We start from the raw sequence: 17,931 nt of genomic DNA, 5'->3' as shown, positions 1-17,931 counted from the left end.
GCGGGGAGTTGCATCGGGAATCCAATCGCGCCCGACGGGATTGTCTCACCGACGGCGCCGAACAGGGGGTGCCGGTGAGACGACAAAGGCGCGTGATCTCATAGATCACGCGCCACGGTGCTGGACCAGGTGTCCGTTGCGGGTCAAGCAGTTTCGCGTGTCGAGTGTGTCCGGTGTGCGTCGATCATTTCACCGACCCGCAGGATGCGGGCCGTGTCCACGCACACCTTCACCTCCATTGAGACGATGACCGCGCCCGGTGTTCGAGTCGAAGAAGTTCCACGTACTCACACCTCTGGCCGGACGCGAACGACAGAACCCGCAGCGCTGCGGACGAGCTGTTCCGAGCCTCTGCGGGTTCTACTGCGGACGCACTACGAACTGAGAGCTAGAAGTAGTCCGCTGAACAGTGCTTCTACACGTTGAAGCGGAACTCGATCCTGGGCGTTTGTGGATGTTGAAGAGTGGGAGCAGTTGTTGGGATGCGCTTTGTACCAGCAGGTTCGAGTGTTGTGATTGTTGGCCGTTATTGACGGTGTGCGGTTCTACTGCGGACGCTCTGCGGACGGAGGGGTGTTATCCGCGGGGTCGATCATGTTGTCGACGTCAGCAAGCTGATGCCTCCAACCGTGGTCATGATGACCACGCAGGCCCTAACCCGAATACCGCCGAATACCGATCGGCTTCGGCGAGGTGTCCACGGTATGAGCGCCGTCTTTTGGCCAAAATCGGCCTGTTTTGGGCCGTGTTTCGACCGAATACCCCTATGTCCGCGCGCGACCCCCCTCAGCCTTAGGGGAGAGAGAACCAGTGACCGGGCCCCCGGCGACCTAAAGTGATTTCGACCCCCTACCCCCGGCAAGATAGCCCCCGGGCCACTAGGTGCCGGCAACGACGACCTTGGCCACGCCCTCACTGCTGTGAGTGCCTGCTCGCGTTTGGCTGACCCGCGGCCCCCTACCGCCGCTCCGCTTCATGGATAGCCGTTGCTAACCGTGAGCCGAGTAGATCCGCGTCGCGATAGGCGAGCCGATACTCGGCACCGTCGAGTGTCACGATGATGGTGGAGCGCGCAGGCACACTGTCCTCGGTGCGCGCCATTCTCCGCGGGCCATCGAACTCCCGCATGAATTTTGCGTACTTGGTCGGATAGATTGCCGAGACCAGTTCAATAAAGAAGCGATACGCGTCGTCACGGTTGAGTCGGTGCTCGACTCCTTCGATCGTGACGATGACTTGCCCGTCCTCGCCGCGTGCCGCGCGCCGCCTACGTTCCTTTCGTGCCCGCGTTTGGGCTATCTCAATCTCGAGTTCGTCCAGGTGCTTGGCGGCCACGACGGGCAACGAGTCATCTTCTACCAGGTTCAGTTCTAGGATCGAAAACGCGCGGCGCACCTCGTTGATGCTGGCGTCCAGGTACTCGGCCACCTCGGTCACGCTCAGATATTGGGTGCACTCCCGTCTCTCGGCGATCGCTCTCCCGAGTTCGTTAAGGTGCTTAGCGGCGACCACGGGCAATGAGTCATCCTTTACCACGTGCAGTTCCAGGACCTTAGGCACGCGGCGCACCTCGCTGATGTCTGCGTGCAGCAACACGGCCACCTCGTCCACGCTCAGGTATTCGGTGCTCGCGCCGGCCGTGCAGCTGTTTCGCGCTTGTGCCCGTCTCTTGCCGATCGCGATCCCGATCTCCTCCAGGCGCTCAGTGGCGGCCACGGGCAATGAGTCATCTTCTACCAGGGGCAGTTCCCGGATCTCAAACGCGCGGCGCACCTCGTTGATGTTGGCGTCCAGATGCTCGGCGACCTCGGTCACGCTCAATTTCGTGCTCGCGTCGATCTTGCGTACAGCGCGCCTCACTCGTGCGCGTCTCTCGGCGATCGCTATCCCGATCTCCTCCAGATGCTCGGCGGCGACCACAGGCGACGAGTGCTCTCCTTGCAGGGGCAGTTTCCGGAACAAGCACGCGCGGCGCACCTCGCCGAGACTGGCATCCAACTGTTCGGCTATCTCGGTCAGGCTCAGATATTCGGTGCTCGCGTCGCTGGTCATGGGACTAGTTCATCACGGGAAGCCTTGCACGACTTGAGAACCTGTAGCGATCGCACCCCCTACCCTGCCTCTGACGAGGTTGGCCACCAGAACTTTTGGGTACTGACAACGACGATCTCGGTCTCGTCCTCGCTGTTGTTGGTGGCTGCTCGCATGTGGCCAACGCTTGACCCGCTACTGCGCCCAGGTCACAAATAGACAAACAATCGCAACCGGGCATATAGTTCGAGCGCGTCGTGATAGTCGAGCCAATGCTTGGCATCGCCGATTTTCACGATGACGGCCCAGCGCGGGCGCAAGCGGTTCTTGACGATTGGCGTAGGCGTCCAATTGTCCCAGAGCGCGGCATCGGGCCGATCGATGAAGTCGGCCCGAAACATCGCTGCGTACAGCTTCCTACCTAGCCCGAACGCGCCGGCAGGACCGAACCGGTACTCGATGCCGTTGAGCGTGACGATGACCTGCCCGCCCTCGCCACGTGCCATACGTTGCCTGCGCTCCAGTAGTATCCGGCGGCCGGCGATCGTTCGACCCAGCTCATCCAAGTGCTTTGCGGCGACCACAGGCGACGAGTGGTCTTCTTCCAGGGACAATTTCCGGAACGAACACGCGCGACGTACCTCTTCGATACTGGCGTCCAGGTGCTCGGCTATCTCGGTCAGGCTCAGATATTCGGTGCTCGCGTCGGTGGTCATGGGACTAGTTCATCACGGGTCCGTCCCGCAATGCTCGAGAAGCTGCGGCGATAACGACTTCCTGCTCGCTTGTCTGTTGCGCATGGAGTTCCGAACGGAGTTGAACTCCGGTCAGTACGATCCAGGCGTGTCAGAAACTGTGCCCGAACGTGATTTGTCCGTGAAAAAGCCCGGAGCGGAAGCGCTCACGGAGCCTTCCTGATAAGGGCGAGCGTGTGGTTATGTACTAGCGCGGCTAGCCTTCAATTCTTCCAACGCATCGGTAAGACCTAAACTTCTCATCATGTGATGCCGCTTAGCGAACTCCAGTGCGGCATCTATGTCCTCGTCGCTGAGGTCGCCTCGCTCCAAGCCTTTACTGATGAGAGCAGTCAGCACGTAGGCATCTTGCTGGATGAACATCTCGATGTGTCGACGGGTGTCCTCGTCCAGGTCGGCGGTGTATCGGTCAAACCGATCCAGCAGTTCCTCCCATGCCATGGCGCGGACCCTACCTTCTTCGCGTCATCCTGATCGAGCCTGTGCTCGCTACGCTCAAGCCACGGAGATGGATTCGACAAATCGTTCGGACTGTGGGGGCATAGGTGAAGTACGACCTTGTTTACGTCTATACCGAATCGTCACCCGATGAGATCCGGGAGGCCCTGCGTGACGAACTGGGCGGCAAGATCGTGGAGGGCGTGAGCGGCAGTCTATTCCTGCACTTCGGTTACCCCCGCTGTTCGGCCTCGATAGACGAGATGCTTGATCGGGAACCCGGCGACCCGGAGGTATTGATCGTGCTCAACTACCGTGACCCCGAGGATAGGTCCAAGGAAGATGAGCGACAGCAGGCGTTAGCGTTCGAACTGTTCGAGGCGTTGGAGAAGGCCATCCCCGACCGAATCGAGTTGCACGCGGCGGATGACACCCTCATACGTGAACGCCCCGCCATCGGCACCTCGCAACAGCGCCGGGTTGCGCCCCCCCACCCCTACAGAGGCCCCAGAGCGAAATACTCACGGGCCTTCGTGGTCTCGGATCAGCTGTCGAAGATCGATTCCAGCAGCTGGCTGACGATTAAGTTCACGCTGCCGAAGGTTCGATCTTCGAAGGAGATCTCGAAGGCATTGGCCGTGCCCGCGAATGTCCCCCAACGCTCGCCGCCATCGGAAGCGTCACAAGACCAATCGAGGGTGTGGTCCCCGCGCACCTCTGCGGTAACCCTCGCGCTATCTGTGCTGCCGGGTTCGACATCCATGCTGACGTCGAGAAACATAAGGTCTCCCGACTGGCCGGATATAGGCGGGGCTGTGGACGTAAAGCAGCTGATCTTCGACTCGCTGTTGTTGGTGATAGTGACGATCAGGTCCTTGCCCTCGGTTGTCGCCGAGAGTGTGACGTCCTCGGGTGCCGCCTGGGCAGGTGCCGCGAACACGGCGGCCAGGAGCGGGGCGGCCAGCAGTGCGGATGCTGCGGTGCGAACAGATTTCTTCACAGGGTTCCCCTTCGGTCCAGTGATGTTCCGGGACGCTAACCCATCTCTGCACCCATGGGCGCGAACGACACTCCGGTCGCGCGGCGAGCCTTTTCCTTCTCCAGTGCTTCCGCGAGGCCCTGGCTGAATTTCCGGAGGCGATCATGCCGAACCCACTCGAGTGCGCCGTCAACCTCGTCATCGGTGAGGTCGCCCCGATCTAGGCCCAGGTCGATGAAACCGATCATCTCGACGTCAGCATCCTGCTCGATGCGATCCTCGGCCCGCCGACGGGCGTCCTCATCCAATGAGGCTGTGTACCTTTCGAATAACCGATCGAGCAGCTCATCAAACGTCATGGCGCGGAACCTACCTGGCGTCAACGAGTTCAGTGAAGTTCCTCTATCCGTTCGCGGGTGCCCACTGTGCTGCCGCTCTGGCTCTTCGATTCCCGGAGGTCGGTGCCAGCCTCTACCCTGCATTCGAACCACCACTCACCCAAACGAAGGAGTTGCATGTTCACCACCCAGGATTACAAGGTCAACGTGACCATCGACTTTGACTTCCAGACGATTACCGAAGACCAGGCCCTCCACCTGGTCGGCAGTCTGCCCTCCAACTGGTTGCCGGCCCTCGGCAGCGGCGATCCCGATGGCACCGTATTCTTGCTCAACATTCCTGAGGCGGACTGGCACGCGGCAGCTGTTGCCGCCCTGAACGCGGTTCGGCCGCGGCTCTCGGGGTCCGGGCCTATCTCTGCTGAGATCACCTCGATTGAGGCGATGTCCTTTGAGGAGTACAGCCGGCGCGCCAGTCTGCACTCGTCGCTCGGGTCGCGCCGTTAGGGCTCTTAGCGGCAAGAAGAGAAGCCCCGGAACCGAGGGTTTCCGGGGCACTGTGCAGGCTATGAATCTTGCGGCTAACAGCGTCACGTTCTCCAATGTGGCAATGGCGGACCTGCGGCCCTCACACCTCGAGACCTGGGTCAAGGCGATGCAGGACAAGCCATTACAGCCGGGGACAATCAAAACCAGGTTCAACAACGTCCGGTCTGTGCTGCGCGCCGCGAAACGGGACAAGGTACTCGGTAGCGACCCCTCCGAAACCGTCGCCCTCCCCCGTCGACGTCGTGCGGAAGCGGCAATGGTGATTCCCACGAGTGAGCAGGTTGGGGCGCTGGTCCGGGAAGCTGACGAGGATTTCGACGCGTTCGTAGCACTCTGCGCGTTCGCAGGACTCCGACTCGGGGAAGCCGCGGCCCTACAGGTCGGAGATATCGACTTTCTACGCCGAGAGGTTCACGTCGAGCGCCAGGTCCAGCGTGCCAACGGGCATGAGGTCGAGATCCGGGCACCGAAGTACGGGTCAGAGCGAGTGATTCCTGCGCCGGACGGTCTGCTCGAGTTGGTGTCTCTGCACATCGCACACTGGCGACCCGGTGACGATCCGACCCGGTGGCTGTTCCCCGGCGAGGGCCGGCACCCCTGGCACCAGAACTCGGTCGGGTACCGCTGGCGCAAGACGAGGACAGCGGCAGGCGTCGACGGTCTACACCTACACCACCTGCGCCACTTCTACGCCTCGGGTCTAATCGCGGCTGGCTGTGACGTGGTGACCGTGCAGCGTGCTCTCGGGCACAGCTCGGCGACAGTCACATTGAACACGTACAGCCATTTGTGGCCCGATGCAGACGACAGAACCCGCAAGGCTGCGGACGCCTTGTTTCGGGCCTCTGCGGGTTCTACTGCGTACCCACTGCGTACCGAGGGCTTCGAATAGCCTGCTGACCAGGGCTCCTACACGTTGAAGCGGAACTCCACCACGTCGCCGTCGGCCATGATGTAGTCCTTGCCCTCCATGCGCACCTTGCCCGCGGCCTTGGCGGCGGCCATCGATCCCGCCTCGACGAGGTCATCGAACGACACGATCTCGGCTTTGATGAACCCGCGCTCGAAGTCGGTGTGGATGACGCCGGCAGCTTGCGGGGCGGTGTCCCCCTTGTGGATGGTCCAGGCCCGCGCTTCCTTGGGGCCTGCGGTGAGGTAGGTCTGCAGCCCGAGGGTGTGGAAGCCGGTACGGGCGAGGGCGTGCAGCCCGGGCTCACTCTGCCCGATCGAGTCGAGCATCTCCTGCCGGTCCTCCTCGTCGAGCTCCAACAGCTCCTGCTCGACCTTCGCGTCGAGGAACACCGCATCCGCCGGGGCGACGGAGGCACGCAGTTCGGCGACCTTCGCCTCGTCGGTGAGCACCGCCTCGTCGGCGTTGAAGACGTACAGGAACGGCTTGGTTGTGAGCAGACTCAGCTCGCGGAGCAAACCGAAATCCAGCTTGTCCTTCGCGCTGAACAGGGTCTTGCCCTCGTTGAGGACATCTTGCGCCTTCAGCGCCTCCTCGTGCGTGGGCTTGAGCTCCTTGTTCTTCTTCGCTTCCTTCTCCAAACGCGGCAACGCCTTCTCCAGCGTCTGCATATCGGCGATCACGAGCTCGGTCTCGATCACCTCGATATCGGACGCCGGGTCGACGCGACCGTCCACGTGCACGACGTCGTCGTCGTCGAAGACACGAACAACCTGGCAGATCGCATCTGCCTCGCGAATGTTGGCCAGGAATTTGTTTCCCAACCCTGCACCCTCGGAAGCGCCCTTGACGATCCCTGCGATGTCGACGAACGAAACCGTTGCAGGAAGGATGCGCTGAGAGCTGAATATTTCAGCGAGCTCGGACAGCCGCGGATCGGGCAGTTCGACCAGTCCGACGTTGGGTTCGATGGTCGCGAACGGGTAGTTCGCAGCCAACACGTCGTTGTTGGTCAGCGCGTTGAACAAGGTGGACTTGCCGACGTTGGGCAGTCCGACGATTCCGAGGGTAAGGCTCACGGTTGTTGGATTCTACGGCGTCGGGATCGAATCACCGACCGTCGGTCGTCACAAGCTCGTTGTATCCAAGATCGCAGCGTCGGCGTTTGCGATGATGACGGCGATCAGGATCACGTAAAAGACGACGAACACGACAATCAGGGCCACCCAGATCCACAGCGCGATCGTGCCGAGCGCTTTCGCCCGATCCGATGCGTATTGAGCGCCCTGGTAGTCACCCATGGCCCACTTGGGATACACGTCGTGAACATGGTTGAAGGCCGAGAACGCGAGAGGCCAGAAGAAGATCACTGCGGCCACGGCCCACCCTGCGTTCGATCGCGGCAGCGGCGGTGGGCTGAACTGGCCCGGCTGCTGCTGGGTCTGGTACTGGAGACCGTAAGAACCCGCGTCGCTGGGCTTCAGCGTTCCCTGATCGCTCGGCCATTCCGGATTACTCGTTGACTCGGACATCGATCCCCCATCCATGACGACTGAAATTGCGCGTTCACTATCTCACCCTCTCCGGGCGGCCATGAAAGGAGGCTCTGCCGCAACACGCACCGAAACTCACTGGAAGCACTAAGCTCAGGAAGTGGCCCGCTGGTTGATCGTCCTTGTGACCTGGATCCTCGGACTTTGCGCCCTCGCCTTGGCGATCGGGCTTTCGAGTGCCTGGTGGTTCGCCGCAGTCGTCCTTCTCGCCATGGCTGCCCTAGGGACGTGGGATCTGCTGCAACGCAGGCACAGTATCCTGCGGAACTATCCGGTGCTGGGACATGCCCGCTTCATGTTCGAGAAGATTCGGCCCGAAATCCAGCAGTACTTCATCGAATCATCCACCGACGGAACCCCCTTCGACCGCGATACCCGTGACCTCGTCTACGAACGCGCCAAAGGCACCTTGGCCGAGGAACCGTTTGGTACCGAACGGGACGTGCAAGCTATCGGCTACGAGTTCATGACCCACTCTCTACGCGCGAAAACGGCACCGCCAGAACCTCCAACGGTGCGACTTGGTGGACGAGACTGCCTGCGGCCCTATGACATCGCTCTCCTCAACGTGTCAGCGATGAGTTTCGGAGCGCTATCAGGCAACGCCATCGAAGCCCTAAATGCAGGAGCGGCACGAGGCGGGTTCGCCCACGACACCGGCGAGGGTGGTATCAGCCCCTACCACCGCAAGCACAGCGGAGACTTGATCTGGGAGATCGGATCCGGTTACTTCGGGTGCCGCACCGACGAAGGTCGCTTCGACGCCTCCAAATTCGCTGAACGCGCCACACTCGACCAGGTGAAAGCCATCTCTATCAAGCTGTCCCAGGGAGCCAAGCCAGGGCATGGAGGCGTGCTGCCCGGCGCCAAGGTCTCAGCTGAGATCGCGCAGACACGGGGGTTACCTGTTGGAAAGACGGTGATCTCGCCGCCGTCCCATACTGCATTCAGCAACCCGAACGAGTTGGTCGACTTCATCGTCACCCTTCGGACGCTGTCGGGCGGCAAGCCCGTGGGATTCAAGCTGTGCGTCGGTTCCCGCGTCGAGTTCCTCGGCATTTGCAAGGCGATGCTCGAGCGTGACGTCACCGCCGATTTCGTCATCGTCGACGGGTCCGAAGGTGGAACAGGGGCCGGTCCAGTGGAATTCGAGGACAACATGGGGATGCCCCTCACCGAGGGGCTCATGCTCGTGCACAACGCGCTGACCGGAACTGGGCTGCGAGATCGCATCAGGATCGGCGCGTCCGGAAAAGTTGCCAGCGGAGCCGACGTCGTCAAACGAATCATCCAGGGCGCCGATTTCACGATGTCCGCACGGGCGATGATGTTCGCCGTCGGATGTATTCAGGCGCAGATATGCCACACCAACCGATGCCCAGTCGGGGTCACTACACAAGACCCGGCGCGGAGTCGGGCGCTCAACGTCCGCGACAAGTCTGCGCGTGTATTCCGGTTCCAGAAATCAACGGTGGCCAGCGCTCAGCAGATGGTGGCATCGATGGGCCTCGACAGCTTCGATCAACTGACGCCGGCGATGCTCAATCGACGTATCGACGGCGTCACGACCCGAACCTATGCGGAACTCTACGAGTGGCTGATGCCGGGTGAACTGCTCGACGACCCGCCCACGGACTGGCTGAGCGACTGGATCGAGGCGGATTCGGCTCGCTTCTGACCGCACGACATCCCCGATCACGGACGCTGGTGTCAGTACGATCAGCTGTGCGGACTCGGTGTGCGCAGCAGACGGACGCCGCCTGCACATAGAGGAGGACTATCTGTGACAGAGTCGAGAACCACGAAACCGGACCGCGGTCATTTCATCGGGGTAGGTGCGATGTGGCTGGCCAAATGGTCTCTGGTTCTCGCCGCGATCGCGCTGGGCGCCGTGTTGCTCGGTTGGGTAATCGCAAAGCTGTGGGTCATCGTCCTTCCCGTACTCCTGGCCATCGTCGTGTGCACCGTGCTGTGGCCGCCGACCCGGGCGATGACGAAACGGCGCGTTCCGCCGGCAGCGGCAGCCGCGACGACGCTCGTGCTCTTCATCGCCGTCGTCGCCGGAATCGTCGCGGGCATCGTGCCATCTGTCGTCAACCAGGCACCGGAACTGGCCAACAGGGCCACCGAGGGCATCAACACGATCCAGGACTGGTTGAGGGGTCCCCCGATCAACCTGCAAGACGAGCAGATCAACGAGGGCATCCACATCATCATCACCAAGGTTCAGGAGAGCGGAACGGCCATCGCTTCCGGTGTCTTCACCGGAGTCAGCACCGCCGGGTCGCTCCTCATCACCCTCGGCCTCGTGCTCGTCCTGTCCTTCTTCTTCATCAAGGACGGCCCCCGCTTCATTCCGTGGCTGCACTCGGTGAGTGGTGGACGCGCGGGATACCACCTCGAAGCGGTGCTTGTCCGAATGTGGGACACGCTAGGCGGGTTCATCCGAACACAGGCCCTGGTCAGCCTCATCGATGCCGTGTTCATCGGCGCCGGACTACTGATTCTCGGTGTGCCACTCGCACCGGTCTTGGCGATCCTGACATTCATCGGTGGCTTCATACCGATCGTCGGTGCGTTTGTCGCAGGCGCGCTCGCCGTGCTCGTTGCACTGGTAGCCAACGGCCTGACCACGGCGGTGATCGTGCTGATCATCATCATCGCGGTGCAACAGATCGAGGGCAACGTGCTGCAACCGGTGCTGCAGAGCAAGAGCATGAAACTGCATGCGGTCGTGGTGTTGCTCTCCGTCGCGGCCGGCGGTGCCGTGTTCGGAATCGTCGGTGCCTTCCTCGCGGTCCCAACAGCCGCCGTTATCGCAGTGATGCTTCGCTACATCGGCGAACAAATCGACTTGCGCAGCTCAGAAGCTGCAGCCGATGAAACCTCCCCAGATGACGAAGACCTCGACGAGGACGATGCGGACGGCGTCACGGTCGACGAATCGGCTGTCTCCCGTACTACCGACTGAGCAGCCTCAGCCGGCCACCACCTCCAGGGTGGAGCCGGATCGCCCGCGAATCACATGTAGTCGGTTCGGGATTCGCTGACGCATTTCGTCGACGTGACTCACGATCCCGACCACTCGGCCACCGGCACGAAGCTCGTCGAGTACGCCCATGACCGAGTCGAGAGTGTCGGAATCGAGCGTTCCGAATCCCTCGTCGATGAACATGGTGTCGAGCACGACACCTCCCGACTCCGCCGCAACCACATCTGCGAGGCCGAGCGCCAGCGCCAACGACGCCAGGAACGATTCCCCGCCGGAGAGCGTCTTGGCCGATCGCACCACCCCGGTGTAGTTGTCACGGATGTCGAGCCCCAGGCCTCCCCGGCGGCCACGTGGACCCGCATCATCCGAATGCACGAACTCGTATCGCCCCGTAGACATCCGATCAAGACGCGCGGACGCTGACACCGCCACCTCTTCCAACCGTGCAGCCAGCACGTAGGACCGCAGAGACATCCGTCTCGAGTTCTGACCACGACCAGAGATCACCTCGGCGAGCGCAGCCAATTCGTCATGGGAGGCCTGCATCGGAGCCATCGCCTCAGCGGTTGCCTCGAGCTGCCGAACGAACCTATCGAGGTCGAGCAACCGCCGCTGAGCATCGGATGCGGCCGCGGCTGCCACATTCACCGACTCCGCCGCCGTGTCGTACCCGCGCTGGGCGTACTCCAACTCCACAGGCTCCACAGCCGAGACTGCTATCACGTCTGGATCGTCGAGCACACTGCGGGCCCCGACTTCCGCATCTCGTGCGGCCGACAGAACTGCCTCGATCTCGGCCTGGCGGGCTGGGCTCCGTACTGCAACCAAGGCATCGTCGATGCCCTCGAAACCGGCATTCTCAGAGCGCGTTCTCGCCTTCTCGATGAGTTCACCGGCCGACGACTCGGCCGCCGCACCCGCATCGCGCGCGTCGAGTAGATGGGAAGCCGCCTCGGCGAGCGCGTCGAGTCGCATGCGACGAGCCTTCACACTCGGGTCTTCGCCTGCTGCCGCGCTCACTCGGATCCGAATTTCTTCGAGCTGCGCCGAGATGGCGGCGATCTTCTCAGCGACGGTGGCGGCATCTACACCCAGTTCCCGCAGGTGTTCCTGTAGTCGACTCTCACGGTCCCGGAGCTCCTCGAGGGACTTTCCATAGACCGCGACCTTCTCGGCGAGTGCGGTCGCCTCCTGCACTTTTCTGTCGGCTTCGGAACGTGCCTGTGCAAGTTCGTCCGCATTGCCGTCGCCACCACGCTGGATCAGCACTTCGATGGCACGTTCGACCACGGCCAACTCGTCGCGCGTGGCAGTCAGCGCTGTCGCGGAACGCTGTTCCTCTGCGAGCGCCGCGTCCTCTTCGGACTTGGTCACCGACAGCTCGGACAACTCGGCCGGGCGTGGATGCTCGAGCGACCCACACACCATGCATGGCTCGCCGTTCTCGAGGGTGCCTGCCAGTTCCCCCGCCATCCCGGCGATTCGACGCTGCAGCAGGTCGAGCCAACGCCCGCGGGCGTCCTGATGTGCCTGCCGGGCGTCGAGCACCGACCGCTCTAGCCGATCACGCTCGAGCAGGCGCGGTCGAAGTTCCGCCGCAGCCGAGGCGGCGTCCGTCGCACGGTCTCGGGCGTCCACCAGCGCGGGTAATCCGACTGCAGCCTTTTCCGCCGAAGCGAGGGCCTCCTCCGCTTCCCGCCGGGCGAGCGGCAACTGTTCCCGCTCACGAGACAGGTCCGCGCTGGTCTCGGCGAGTTCAGCCCTCCGGCCACGCAGTCGATCCAGTTCGGCGGAGAGTCGTTCGGCTGCAGCTGATTCGATGAGCACAGCGTCGAGACGTACGATCTCGTCGCGCCACTCCCGAATGCTCTTCCGGATGCTCTCTCGATCGGAAGCCGCAGGTGGCCAGGGTAACTCGGACACAAGATCAGTTCCGCCCACTATCGAATCGAGATCCTCGGCGATCGTCTCGACGTTGCGTAGCGCCTCGGCCGCCTTGGTGCGAGCGGACTCGGCGTCCTGCGCCAGGGCCGCGACTGGTTCGGCCCTGCGCGCATCCGCCAACTCGGCAGCGAGAACGGCGCGCTCGCTCGCACCTGCTGCGTGCGCAGCAAGCTCCGCTTCCGCCCGGCGCCGCCGGTTCTGCAAGTCGAGTATTCGGCGAGCCTCGGCGAGCGCATCACCAGCCGACTTCGCTCCGGCCTTCGCTTTCACCAGTTCGTCGAAGGTGGCTTCGTGAGTCTCGCGGGCTTGGGCCTCGAGTTTATGAGCCCAGGTCACCGGGTCGGCATCGGCTCCCCCCTCGATCCCCGCTGCCGTACCGACCTTCGCTATCAGTACTTCGAGGCCTCTGCGATGGTCGTCCAACTCCTGGGCGCTGGCGCGCCTACGGTTGAGAAACCACTCCTCCACGGTCCCGAAGCGGGTGGTGTCGAACAATCTCTCGAGAAGCTGGCCGCGATCTTCGTTGTCGGCGCGCAGGAACCTCGCGAACTCACCCTGCGGCAAGAGGACCACTTGGAAGAACTGATCGGCGCTCATGCCCATCAGACGCCCGATCTCGTCGGCGATGTCAGGGATCCGGGCGAGGCCCTCACCATGTCCGTCGAGCCACGTGAGCGTGGCCTTCGCGTTCTCCCTGACCGTCCCGACCCCTCGGCGCTTCAAGCGATCGAACTCCGGGCTGCGCACGATTCGTAGATGACGGCCTGCGATCGTGGCCTCGAGCGTCACGGTGGGAACGGAACCGGAGGGCGCGTGGTCGGAAAGGTGCCGTTTGCCTTCCTTCCGCGCCCCAGGCACGGTGCCGTAGAGGGCGAAGGCCACCGCGTCGAGAATGGTGGTCTTACCGGCGCCGGTGTGACCGTGCAGGAGGAAGAGACCGTCTGCGCCGAGTCGGTCGAAGTCGACTTCCACCGATCCCCCGAACGGCCCGAAGGCTTCGACCTCGAGTCGGTGTAGTTTCATGCCGACCGCCCCAGCGCACCGATCTCGGCAGTGTCCTCACCTGCTCGGTCAGCGAAACCAAGCGCGGCTTCCACCAGCTTGGTCTCACCTGCCGACGGTTCGCTACGAACATCGCAAAGGAAGCTGTGGGCGATCTGCAGATCACTACGCCCACGAGTCTTGTCCCGGTACCGGAGATTCTCACCGCCCTCAGGACGTTGCCACTCGAGATGGACAGCGAAAGGAAATCGAGTCCGAAGCGCGCGCATGGCGTCGACCGGACGCTGTTCATCAGTGAGAACGGCCGAGACGTAGCAGTCCTCCGCGTCTTGGTACTCGTCGTCCTCGAGCAGTTCGCGCACGGTGCCCGTCAGTTGCCGTAAGCCGCGAACTACCGGCAACTCGACACACTCGACGGTCCGCAGTCCGTCCGCGTCCAGGTCGATCAGCAGCACGGCCTTGCTGTGGGTGCGCTCACCGAACGAGTACGGCAGCGGTGACCCCGAGTACCGGATGTTCTCGGCAAGAGTCTGGGGCGAATGGAGATGGCCCAGCGCGACGTAGTCGACTCCGTTGAAAGCCGAGGCCGACACCGTCTCGACGCCGCCGACGGAGATGGACCGTTCCGATCCCGAGGACTCAGCGCCCACGACGAACGCATGGGCGAGAAGAACTGACCTTGTTCGAGAACGGGCATCGAGGTCGGCACGTACGCGGACCATCGCGGCATCGAGGATCTCGGCGTGGGACCGGGCAGACGGCACGCCGAGTTGCTCGCGAGTGATCTCCGGTTCGAGATACGGAATCCCGTAGAAAGCAACTTCGCCGTGTTCGTCCTGGAGAACGACGGGCGAGTCGATACCGGCGACGGTCGTCATCAGATGCAGTCCGCCTGAGCGGGAAAATGCGGCGCCCGCGCCGAGACGGGCAGCCGAATCGTGGTTTCCGGAGGTCGCTACGATCACGGCGCCGGCATCCCGGATCGTCTCGAATCCACGATTACACACGGTGACGGCGTCGGCACTGGGGATCGAACGGTCGTAGACGTCTCCAGGGACGACGACGACGTCCACGCCGTACTCGGCGACGAGAGCAGCGATTGCGTCCAGGACACGGGCCTGGTCGGCGAGCAGGTCCACTCCGTGGAACGTACGTCCGATGTGCCAGTCCGACGTGTGCAGGATCCTCATGACCGGAGACGGTAGAGCACAGCGCCGACAACTCCGAATACTTCGCCCAGTTGCCGTCGAACCGAATTCACTTGTCGGTGATGTGGTGCACCATCGATTTCCATGAATGCACTCGCCGCACTGGGAATGCTTCTGGCACTGGCCGCTGGCACCGCCCTCGGGTGGTTGCTGCACGCGGCGCGCAGCGGTGAGCGCGCCGCGCGAGCCGAAGCCCAACTGGCTGCCCTGCGCGAGAACGAAGCTCTCCTGCGGCAGTCGCTGACCGCAGTCAACGAGGATTCCGCGCGTCGCCATTCGGGCGCGATCGGCGATCAGATCTCCCGTCTCGTCGGACCGCTGCAGGAGGCTGTCGGAGCATTGGCTCAGCAGGTCGATCACGTCGAGCGCAGCCGCGTCCACGCATATGCCGGGCTCACCGAGCAGGTCGAGGGCATGCATAGGGCCTCGCAGACACTGTCCGCCCAGACCAGCCAGCTCGTCACCGCGCTGAGGGCACCGCAGATCAGGGGCAGATGGGGGGAGATCCAACTCGAGCGCGTAGTCGAATTGGCCGGGATGGTCCGGCACTGCGACTTCGACACCCAGGTCAGCAAAGAGGGCGTCCGCCCAGACCTCCTCGTGTACCTGGCGGGAGGGAAGCAGATCGTCGTCGATGCGAAGGTCCCGTTCGCGGCCTTCCTCGACGCCGCGCAGAGCGAGGATCCGAATGAGCGAGCACGCCATCTCACCCGGCACGCCCGGCAACTGCGCACCCATATCAACCAGTTGGCCGATAAGGCGTACTGGGCGTCCTTCGACCCGACGCCGGAGTTCGTGGTCCTGTTCGTTCCAGGCGACCCGTTCCTGGACGCGGCACTGACAACCGATTCGGAGCTGCTCGAACACGCCTTCGAACAGAACGTGATCCTCGCCACGCCCACCACCCTGGTCGCGCTATTGAGGACGATCGCGCACACCTGGCGCCAGGAGTCGTTGTCACAGGATGCCGTGAAAATCCAGCAGCTCGGCCGCGAGCTGTACTCGAGATTGGGCATCGTCGGTTCGCACCTCGACCGGCTGGGCTCCCAGCTCGGCAAGGCCGTCGACTCGTTCAATCTCACCGTCGCGTCGATGGAGTCCCGGGTCACAGTCACCGCCCGCAAGCTGCACGACCTCGAAGTATTCGACGGCGATATCACCGAGGTCAGGGCCGTGGACTCGTGGCCGCGACGAACAAATCTCGAGGATCTCTCGGCCTCCAACGGTCACGCCAACGACTCGATTTAACATGTTGCGGCTACTGTCGTTGTGTGTCTGCAACGCAACGCGCTCGCTCTGGGGTGCCGCTCGATAGGCGGTCGGTCATCCCAACGATCCCGGGACTCCCCTGGTGGGGTGTCGTTCTCATGGCTGTCGGTGTCACCTTCGCCGGACTCGCTGTCGATGCAACTCGTGGGACTGAGCTCACAGGAACGTTCTCCGCGTTCTATTTCCTCGGCTGCGTTCTCGCCGTGCTCGCCGCTGGGAACCGCGCGCTGTTCACCGCGATCATTCAGCCGCCACTGATTCTGTTCTTCGCGGTGCCGGTCAGTCAGAGCCTGATTACGCAGGAGACCAGCACTGCGCTGAAGGATTTGGCCATCAACGTTGTATATCCACTGGTCAACCGATTCCCGATCATGCTCGGCACCACCATTGCGGCGCTCGTGATCGGCGGAATCCGCCTCGTCTTGTTGAGGCAACGCCGTGCCGGTCGCGCACCCACGTCGACGCGGCGGCGGTCCGAACGCCCGGACCGGGCCACCAAGCAAAGGGCCGCGCGCGAGGAAGCGTGGCAGGAGCCGCCGCGCAGGGCAAGGAACACCAGTTCAGCGCAGCAGCGAACTCGCTCGTATCAATCCCAGCCTTCTCAGTCCCAGCCTTCGCGACAACCCCGGCCTCCACGGCAGCAGCAACCTCCGCGACGGCCGCAGCCTCCGCGGCAGGGACAACCTCCGCGGCAGGGACAACCTCGCCGATCAGCACATTCGGGCGGTCGTGTCGCGCCTCCACCGCCACCGGTCGCTGACCGTCCCGCACACTCACCCCATCGGGTCCAACCTCGCACTCCACCGCGGCCTCAGGGCAATCCCGAGGTGCCGGCGCACCCGATTCCGCGAGTGCGCTATCGCAGCAGTGACGAGCCGCCGTTCGAGACCAAGCATCCTCGCTAGCACTCGGCTGGTTGGCGAGAAACCCCCATATCAGGTTCGCGCTGGACGTAGCTCGCGAGGAAGGGTGAAAACCAGCGTCTCGTTGGCCGTAGTGACCGATTGCACGTTGTCGAATCCGTGCTCGCCGAGCAGGTCGATCACACCGCGCACGAGGATCTCGGGAACCGAGGCACCCGAGGTGATCCCGACCGTTCCGACTCCTTCGAGCCAGGACGGATCGATTTCGCGTGCATAGTCCACGAGATGCGCCGCCTTCGCTCCGGCGCCCAGCGCGACCTCGACGAGGCGGACCGAGTTCGAGGAGTTCCGAGAGCCGACCACAATCACGAGGTCGCATTCTGGCGCCATGGCCTTGACCGCCACTTGGCGGTTCTGGGTGGCATAGCAGATGTCGTCGCTCGGCGGATCCTGCAGATTCGGGAATCGCTCACGCAGTCGCGCGACCGTCTGCATCGTCTCGTCCACGCTCAAGGTGGTCTGCGACAGCCAGATGACCTTCGATTCGTCGCGAACCCTGATGCTGTCGACCGAGTCGGGACCATCGACCAGCTGGACGTGGTCAGGGGCCTCGCCTGCGGTGCCTTCCACTTCCTCGTGGCCTTCGTGACCGATGAGGAGAATGTCGTAGTCGTCGCGGGCGAAACGCTTGGCTTCCTGATGAACCTTGGTGACCAGCGGGCACGTGGCGTCGATGGTGCGGAGATTGCGCGCTGCGGCCGATTCGTGCACGGCAGGAGACACCCCGTGCGCGGAGAACACGAGCAAGGCACCCTCGGGCACCTCATCGGTTTCGTCGACGAAGATCACGCCCTTGTCGGTAAGTGTCTCGACAACGTGCCGGTTGTGCACGATCTCCTTGCGCACATAGATCGGCGCCCCGTGCTTCTCCAGTGCTTTCTCGACCGTCTCGACAGCACGGTCGACTCCGGCACAGTAGCCACGGGGTTCGGCGAGCAGTACTCGTTTCTCACCATCGGCACGCGCCGCTCCTGGATCTGCCGAACGTGAAATACCCACATCGAGTGGAACAGCCGAAGACATGGCCTCAGCCTACTGGT

General features: G+C 63.0%; 16 protein-coding genes. 6 read left to right on the top strand and 10 right to left on the bottom strand.

Features of this window, described 5'->3' with window-relative positions:
* Window positions 1-957: 957 nt before the first annotated feature.
* The 5 genes from AB0I57_RS03165 to AB0I57_RS03145 form a co-directional block, all read right to left on the bottom strand.
* On the bottom strand, window positions 958-2,052 hold the full coding sequence (locus AB0I57_RS03165) for a hypothetical protein (protein WP_358329708.1): 1,095 nt from the start codon (window positions 2,050-2,052) through the stop codon (window positions 958-960).
* Between the two features lie 188 nt (window positions 2,053-2,240).
* Window positions 2,241-2,747: a hypothetical protein gene (locus AB0I57_RS03160; RefSeq protein WP_358329705.1), complete on the bottom strand. Its 507-nt coding sequence runs from the start codon at window positions 2,745-2,747 to the stop codon at window positions 2,241-2,243.
* A 219-nt stretch (window positions 2,748-2,966) separates the two neighbouring features.
* On the bottom strand, window positions 2,967-3,227 hold the full coding sequence (locus AB0I57_RS03155) for a hypothetical protein (protein ID WP_358329702.1): 261 nt from the start codon (window positions 3,225-3,227) through the stop codon (window positions 2,967-2,969).
* 541 nt (window positions 3,228-3,768) lie between these two features.
* A complete protein-coding gene (locus AB0I57_RS03150; protein ID WP_358329699.1) occupies window positions 3,769-4,224 on the bottom strand; it encodes a hypothetical protein in 456 nt (151 codons plus the stop codon).
* Between the two features lie 35 nt (window positions 4,225-4,259).
* On the bottom strand, window positions 4,260-4,562 hold the full coding sequence (locus AB0I57_RS03145) for a hypothetical protein (RefSeq protein ID WP_358329696.1): 303 nt from the start codon (window positions 4,560-4,562) through the stop codon (window positions 4,260-4,262).
* 156 nt (window positions 4,563-4,718) lie between these two features.
* Between AB0I57_RS03145 and AB0I57_RS03140 the strand changes: the two genes are divergently transcribed.
* A complete protein-coding gene (locus tag AB0I57_RS03140) occupies window positions 4,719-5,048 on the top strand; it encodes a hypothetical protein (RefSeq protein WP_358329693.1) in 330 nt (109 codons plus the stop codon).
* Window positions 5,049-5,109: 61 nt separating this feature from the next.
* Entirely contained in the window at window positions 5,110-5,982 is an 873-nt protein-coding gene (locus AB0I57_RS03135) for a site-specific integrase (protein WP_358329690.1), read from the top strand.
* Between the two features lie 17 nt (window positions 5,983-5,999).
* Here AB0I57_RS03135 and ychF read toward each other — a convergent pair whose 3' ends face one another.
* Window positions 6,000-7,079 (bottom strand): redox-regulated ATPase YchF, encoded by a 1,080-nt coding sequence (gene ychF, locus AB0I57_RS03130; protein WP_358329687.1) that lies wholly within the window; start codon window positions 7,077-7,079, stop codon window positions 6,000-6,002.
* A gap of 48 nt (window positions 7,080-7,127) precedes the next feature.
* The gene (locus AB0I57_RS03125) at window positions 7,128-7,532 is read right to left on the bottom strand and encodes a CD225/dispanin family protein (protein WP_358329684.1); all 405 of its coding nucleotides are present in this window, start codon (window positions 7,530-7,532) and stop codon (window positions 7,128-7,130) included.
* A 121-nt stretch (window positions 7,533-7,653) separates the two neighbouring features.
* Between AB0I57_RS03125 and AB0I57_RS03120 the strand changes: the two genes are divergently transcribed.
* Window positions 7,654-9,231 carry an FMN-binding glutamate synthase family protein gene (locus tag AB0I57_RS03120; protein ID WP_358329681.1) on the top strand — a complete coding sequence of 526 codons (1,578 nt, stop codon included), beginning with the start codon at window positions 7,654-7,656 and terminating at the stop codon, window positions 9,229-9,231.
* 162 nt (window positions 9,232-9,393) lie between these two features.
* Window positions 9,394-10,524, top strand: a complete 1,131-nt coding sequence (locus AB0I57_RS03115) for an AI-2E family transporter (RefSeq protein ID WP_358333087.1) — start codon at window positions 9,394-9,396, stop codon at window positions 10,522-10,524.
* A gap of 6 nt (window positions 10,525-10,530) precedes the next feature.
* On the opposite strand, the gene AB0I57_RS03110 is transcribed toward AB0I57_RS03115, so the two are convergent.
* Complete coding sequence (locus AB0I57_RS03110; protein WP_358329678.1) at window positions 10,531-13,512, bottom strand: SMC family ATPase; 2,982 nt, start codon at window positions 13,510-13,512, stop codon at window positions 10,531-10,533.
* Window positions 13,509-14,681, bottom strand: a complete 1,173-nt coding sequence (locus AB0I57_RS03105; protein ID WP_358329675.1) for an exonuclease SbcCD subunit D — start codon at window positions 14,679-14,681, stop codon at window positions 13,509-13,511. Before AB0I57_RS03105 ends, AB0I57_RS03110 begins: the two co-directional genes overlap by 4 nt.
* A gap of 102 nt (window positions 14,682-14,783) precedes the next feature.
* Here AB0I57_RS03105 and AB0I57_RS03100 point away from each other — a divergent pair, with 102 nt between their 5' ends.
* Together AB0I57_RS03100 and AB0I57_RS03095 are read left to right on the top strand one after the other, a co-directional pair.
* Window positions 14,784-15,947 (top strand): DNA recombination protein RmuC, encoded by a 1,164-nt coding sequence (locus tag AB0I57_RS03100; RefSeq protein WP_358329672.1) that lies wholly within the window; start codon window positions 14,784-14,786, stop codon window positions 15,945-15,947.
* A gap of 23 nt (window positions 15,948-15,970) precedes the next feature.
* Window positions 15,971-16,873: a DUF6542 domain-containing protein gene (locus AB0I57_RS03095; RefSeq protein WP_358329669.1), complete on the top strand. Its 903-nt coding sequence runs from the start codon at window positions 15,971-15,973 to the stop codon at window positions 16,871-16,873.
* 30 nt (window positions 16,874-16,903) lie between these two features.
* On the opposite strand, the gene AB0I57_RS03090 is transcribed toward AB0I57_RS03095, so the two are convergent.
* Window positions 16,904-17,914, bottom strand: coding sequence for a 4-hydroxy-3-methylbut-2-enyl diphosphate reductase (locus tag AB0I57_RS03090; RefSeq protein ID WP_358329666.1), 1,011 nt, complete (start codon window positions 17,912-17,914; stop codon window positions 16,904-16,906).
* Between the last annotated feature and the right edge of the window lie 17 nt (window positions 17,915-17,931).

The sequence above is a fragment of the Rhodococcus sp. NPDC049939 genome (genome assembly GCF_040656415.1).
In the GTDB taxonomy this organism is placed as follows: domain Bacteria; phylum Actinomycetota; class Actinomycetes; order Mycobacteriales; family Mycobacteriaceae; genus Rhodococcus_F.
Note: the sequence above shows the minus strand (reverse complement) of the source record. Positions and strands in the feature narration are given on the sequence as shown.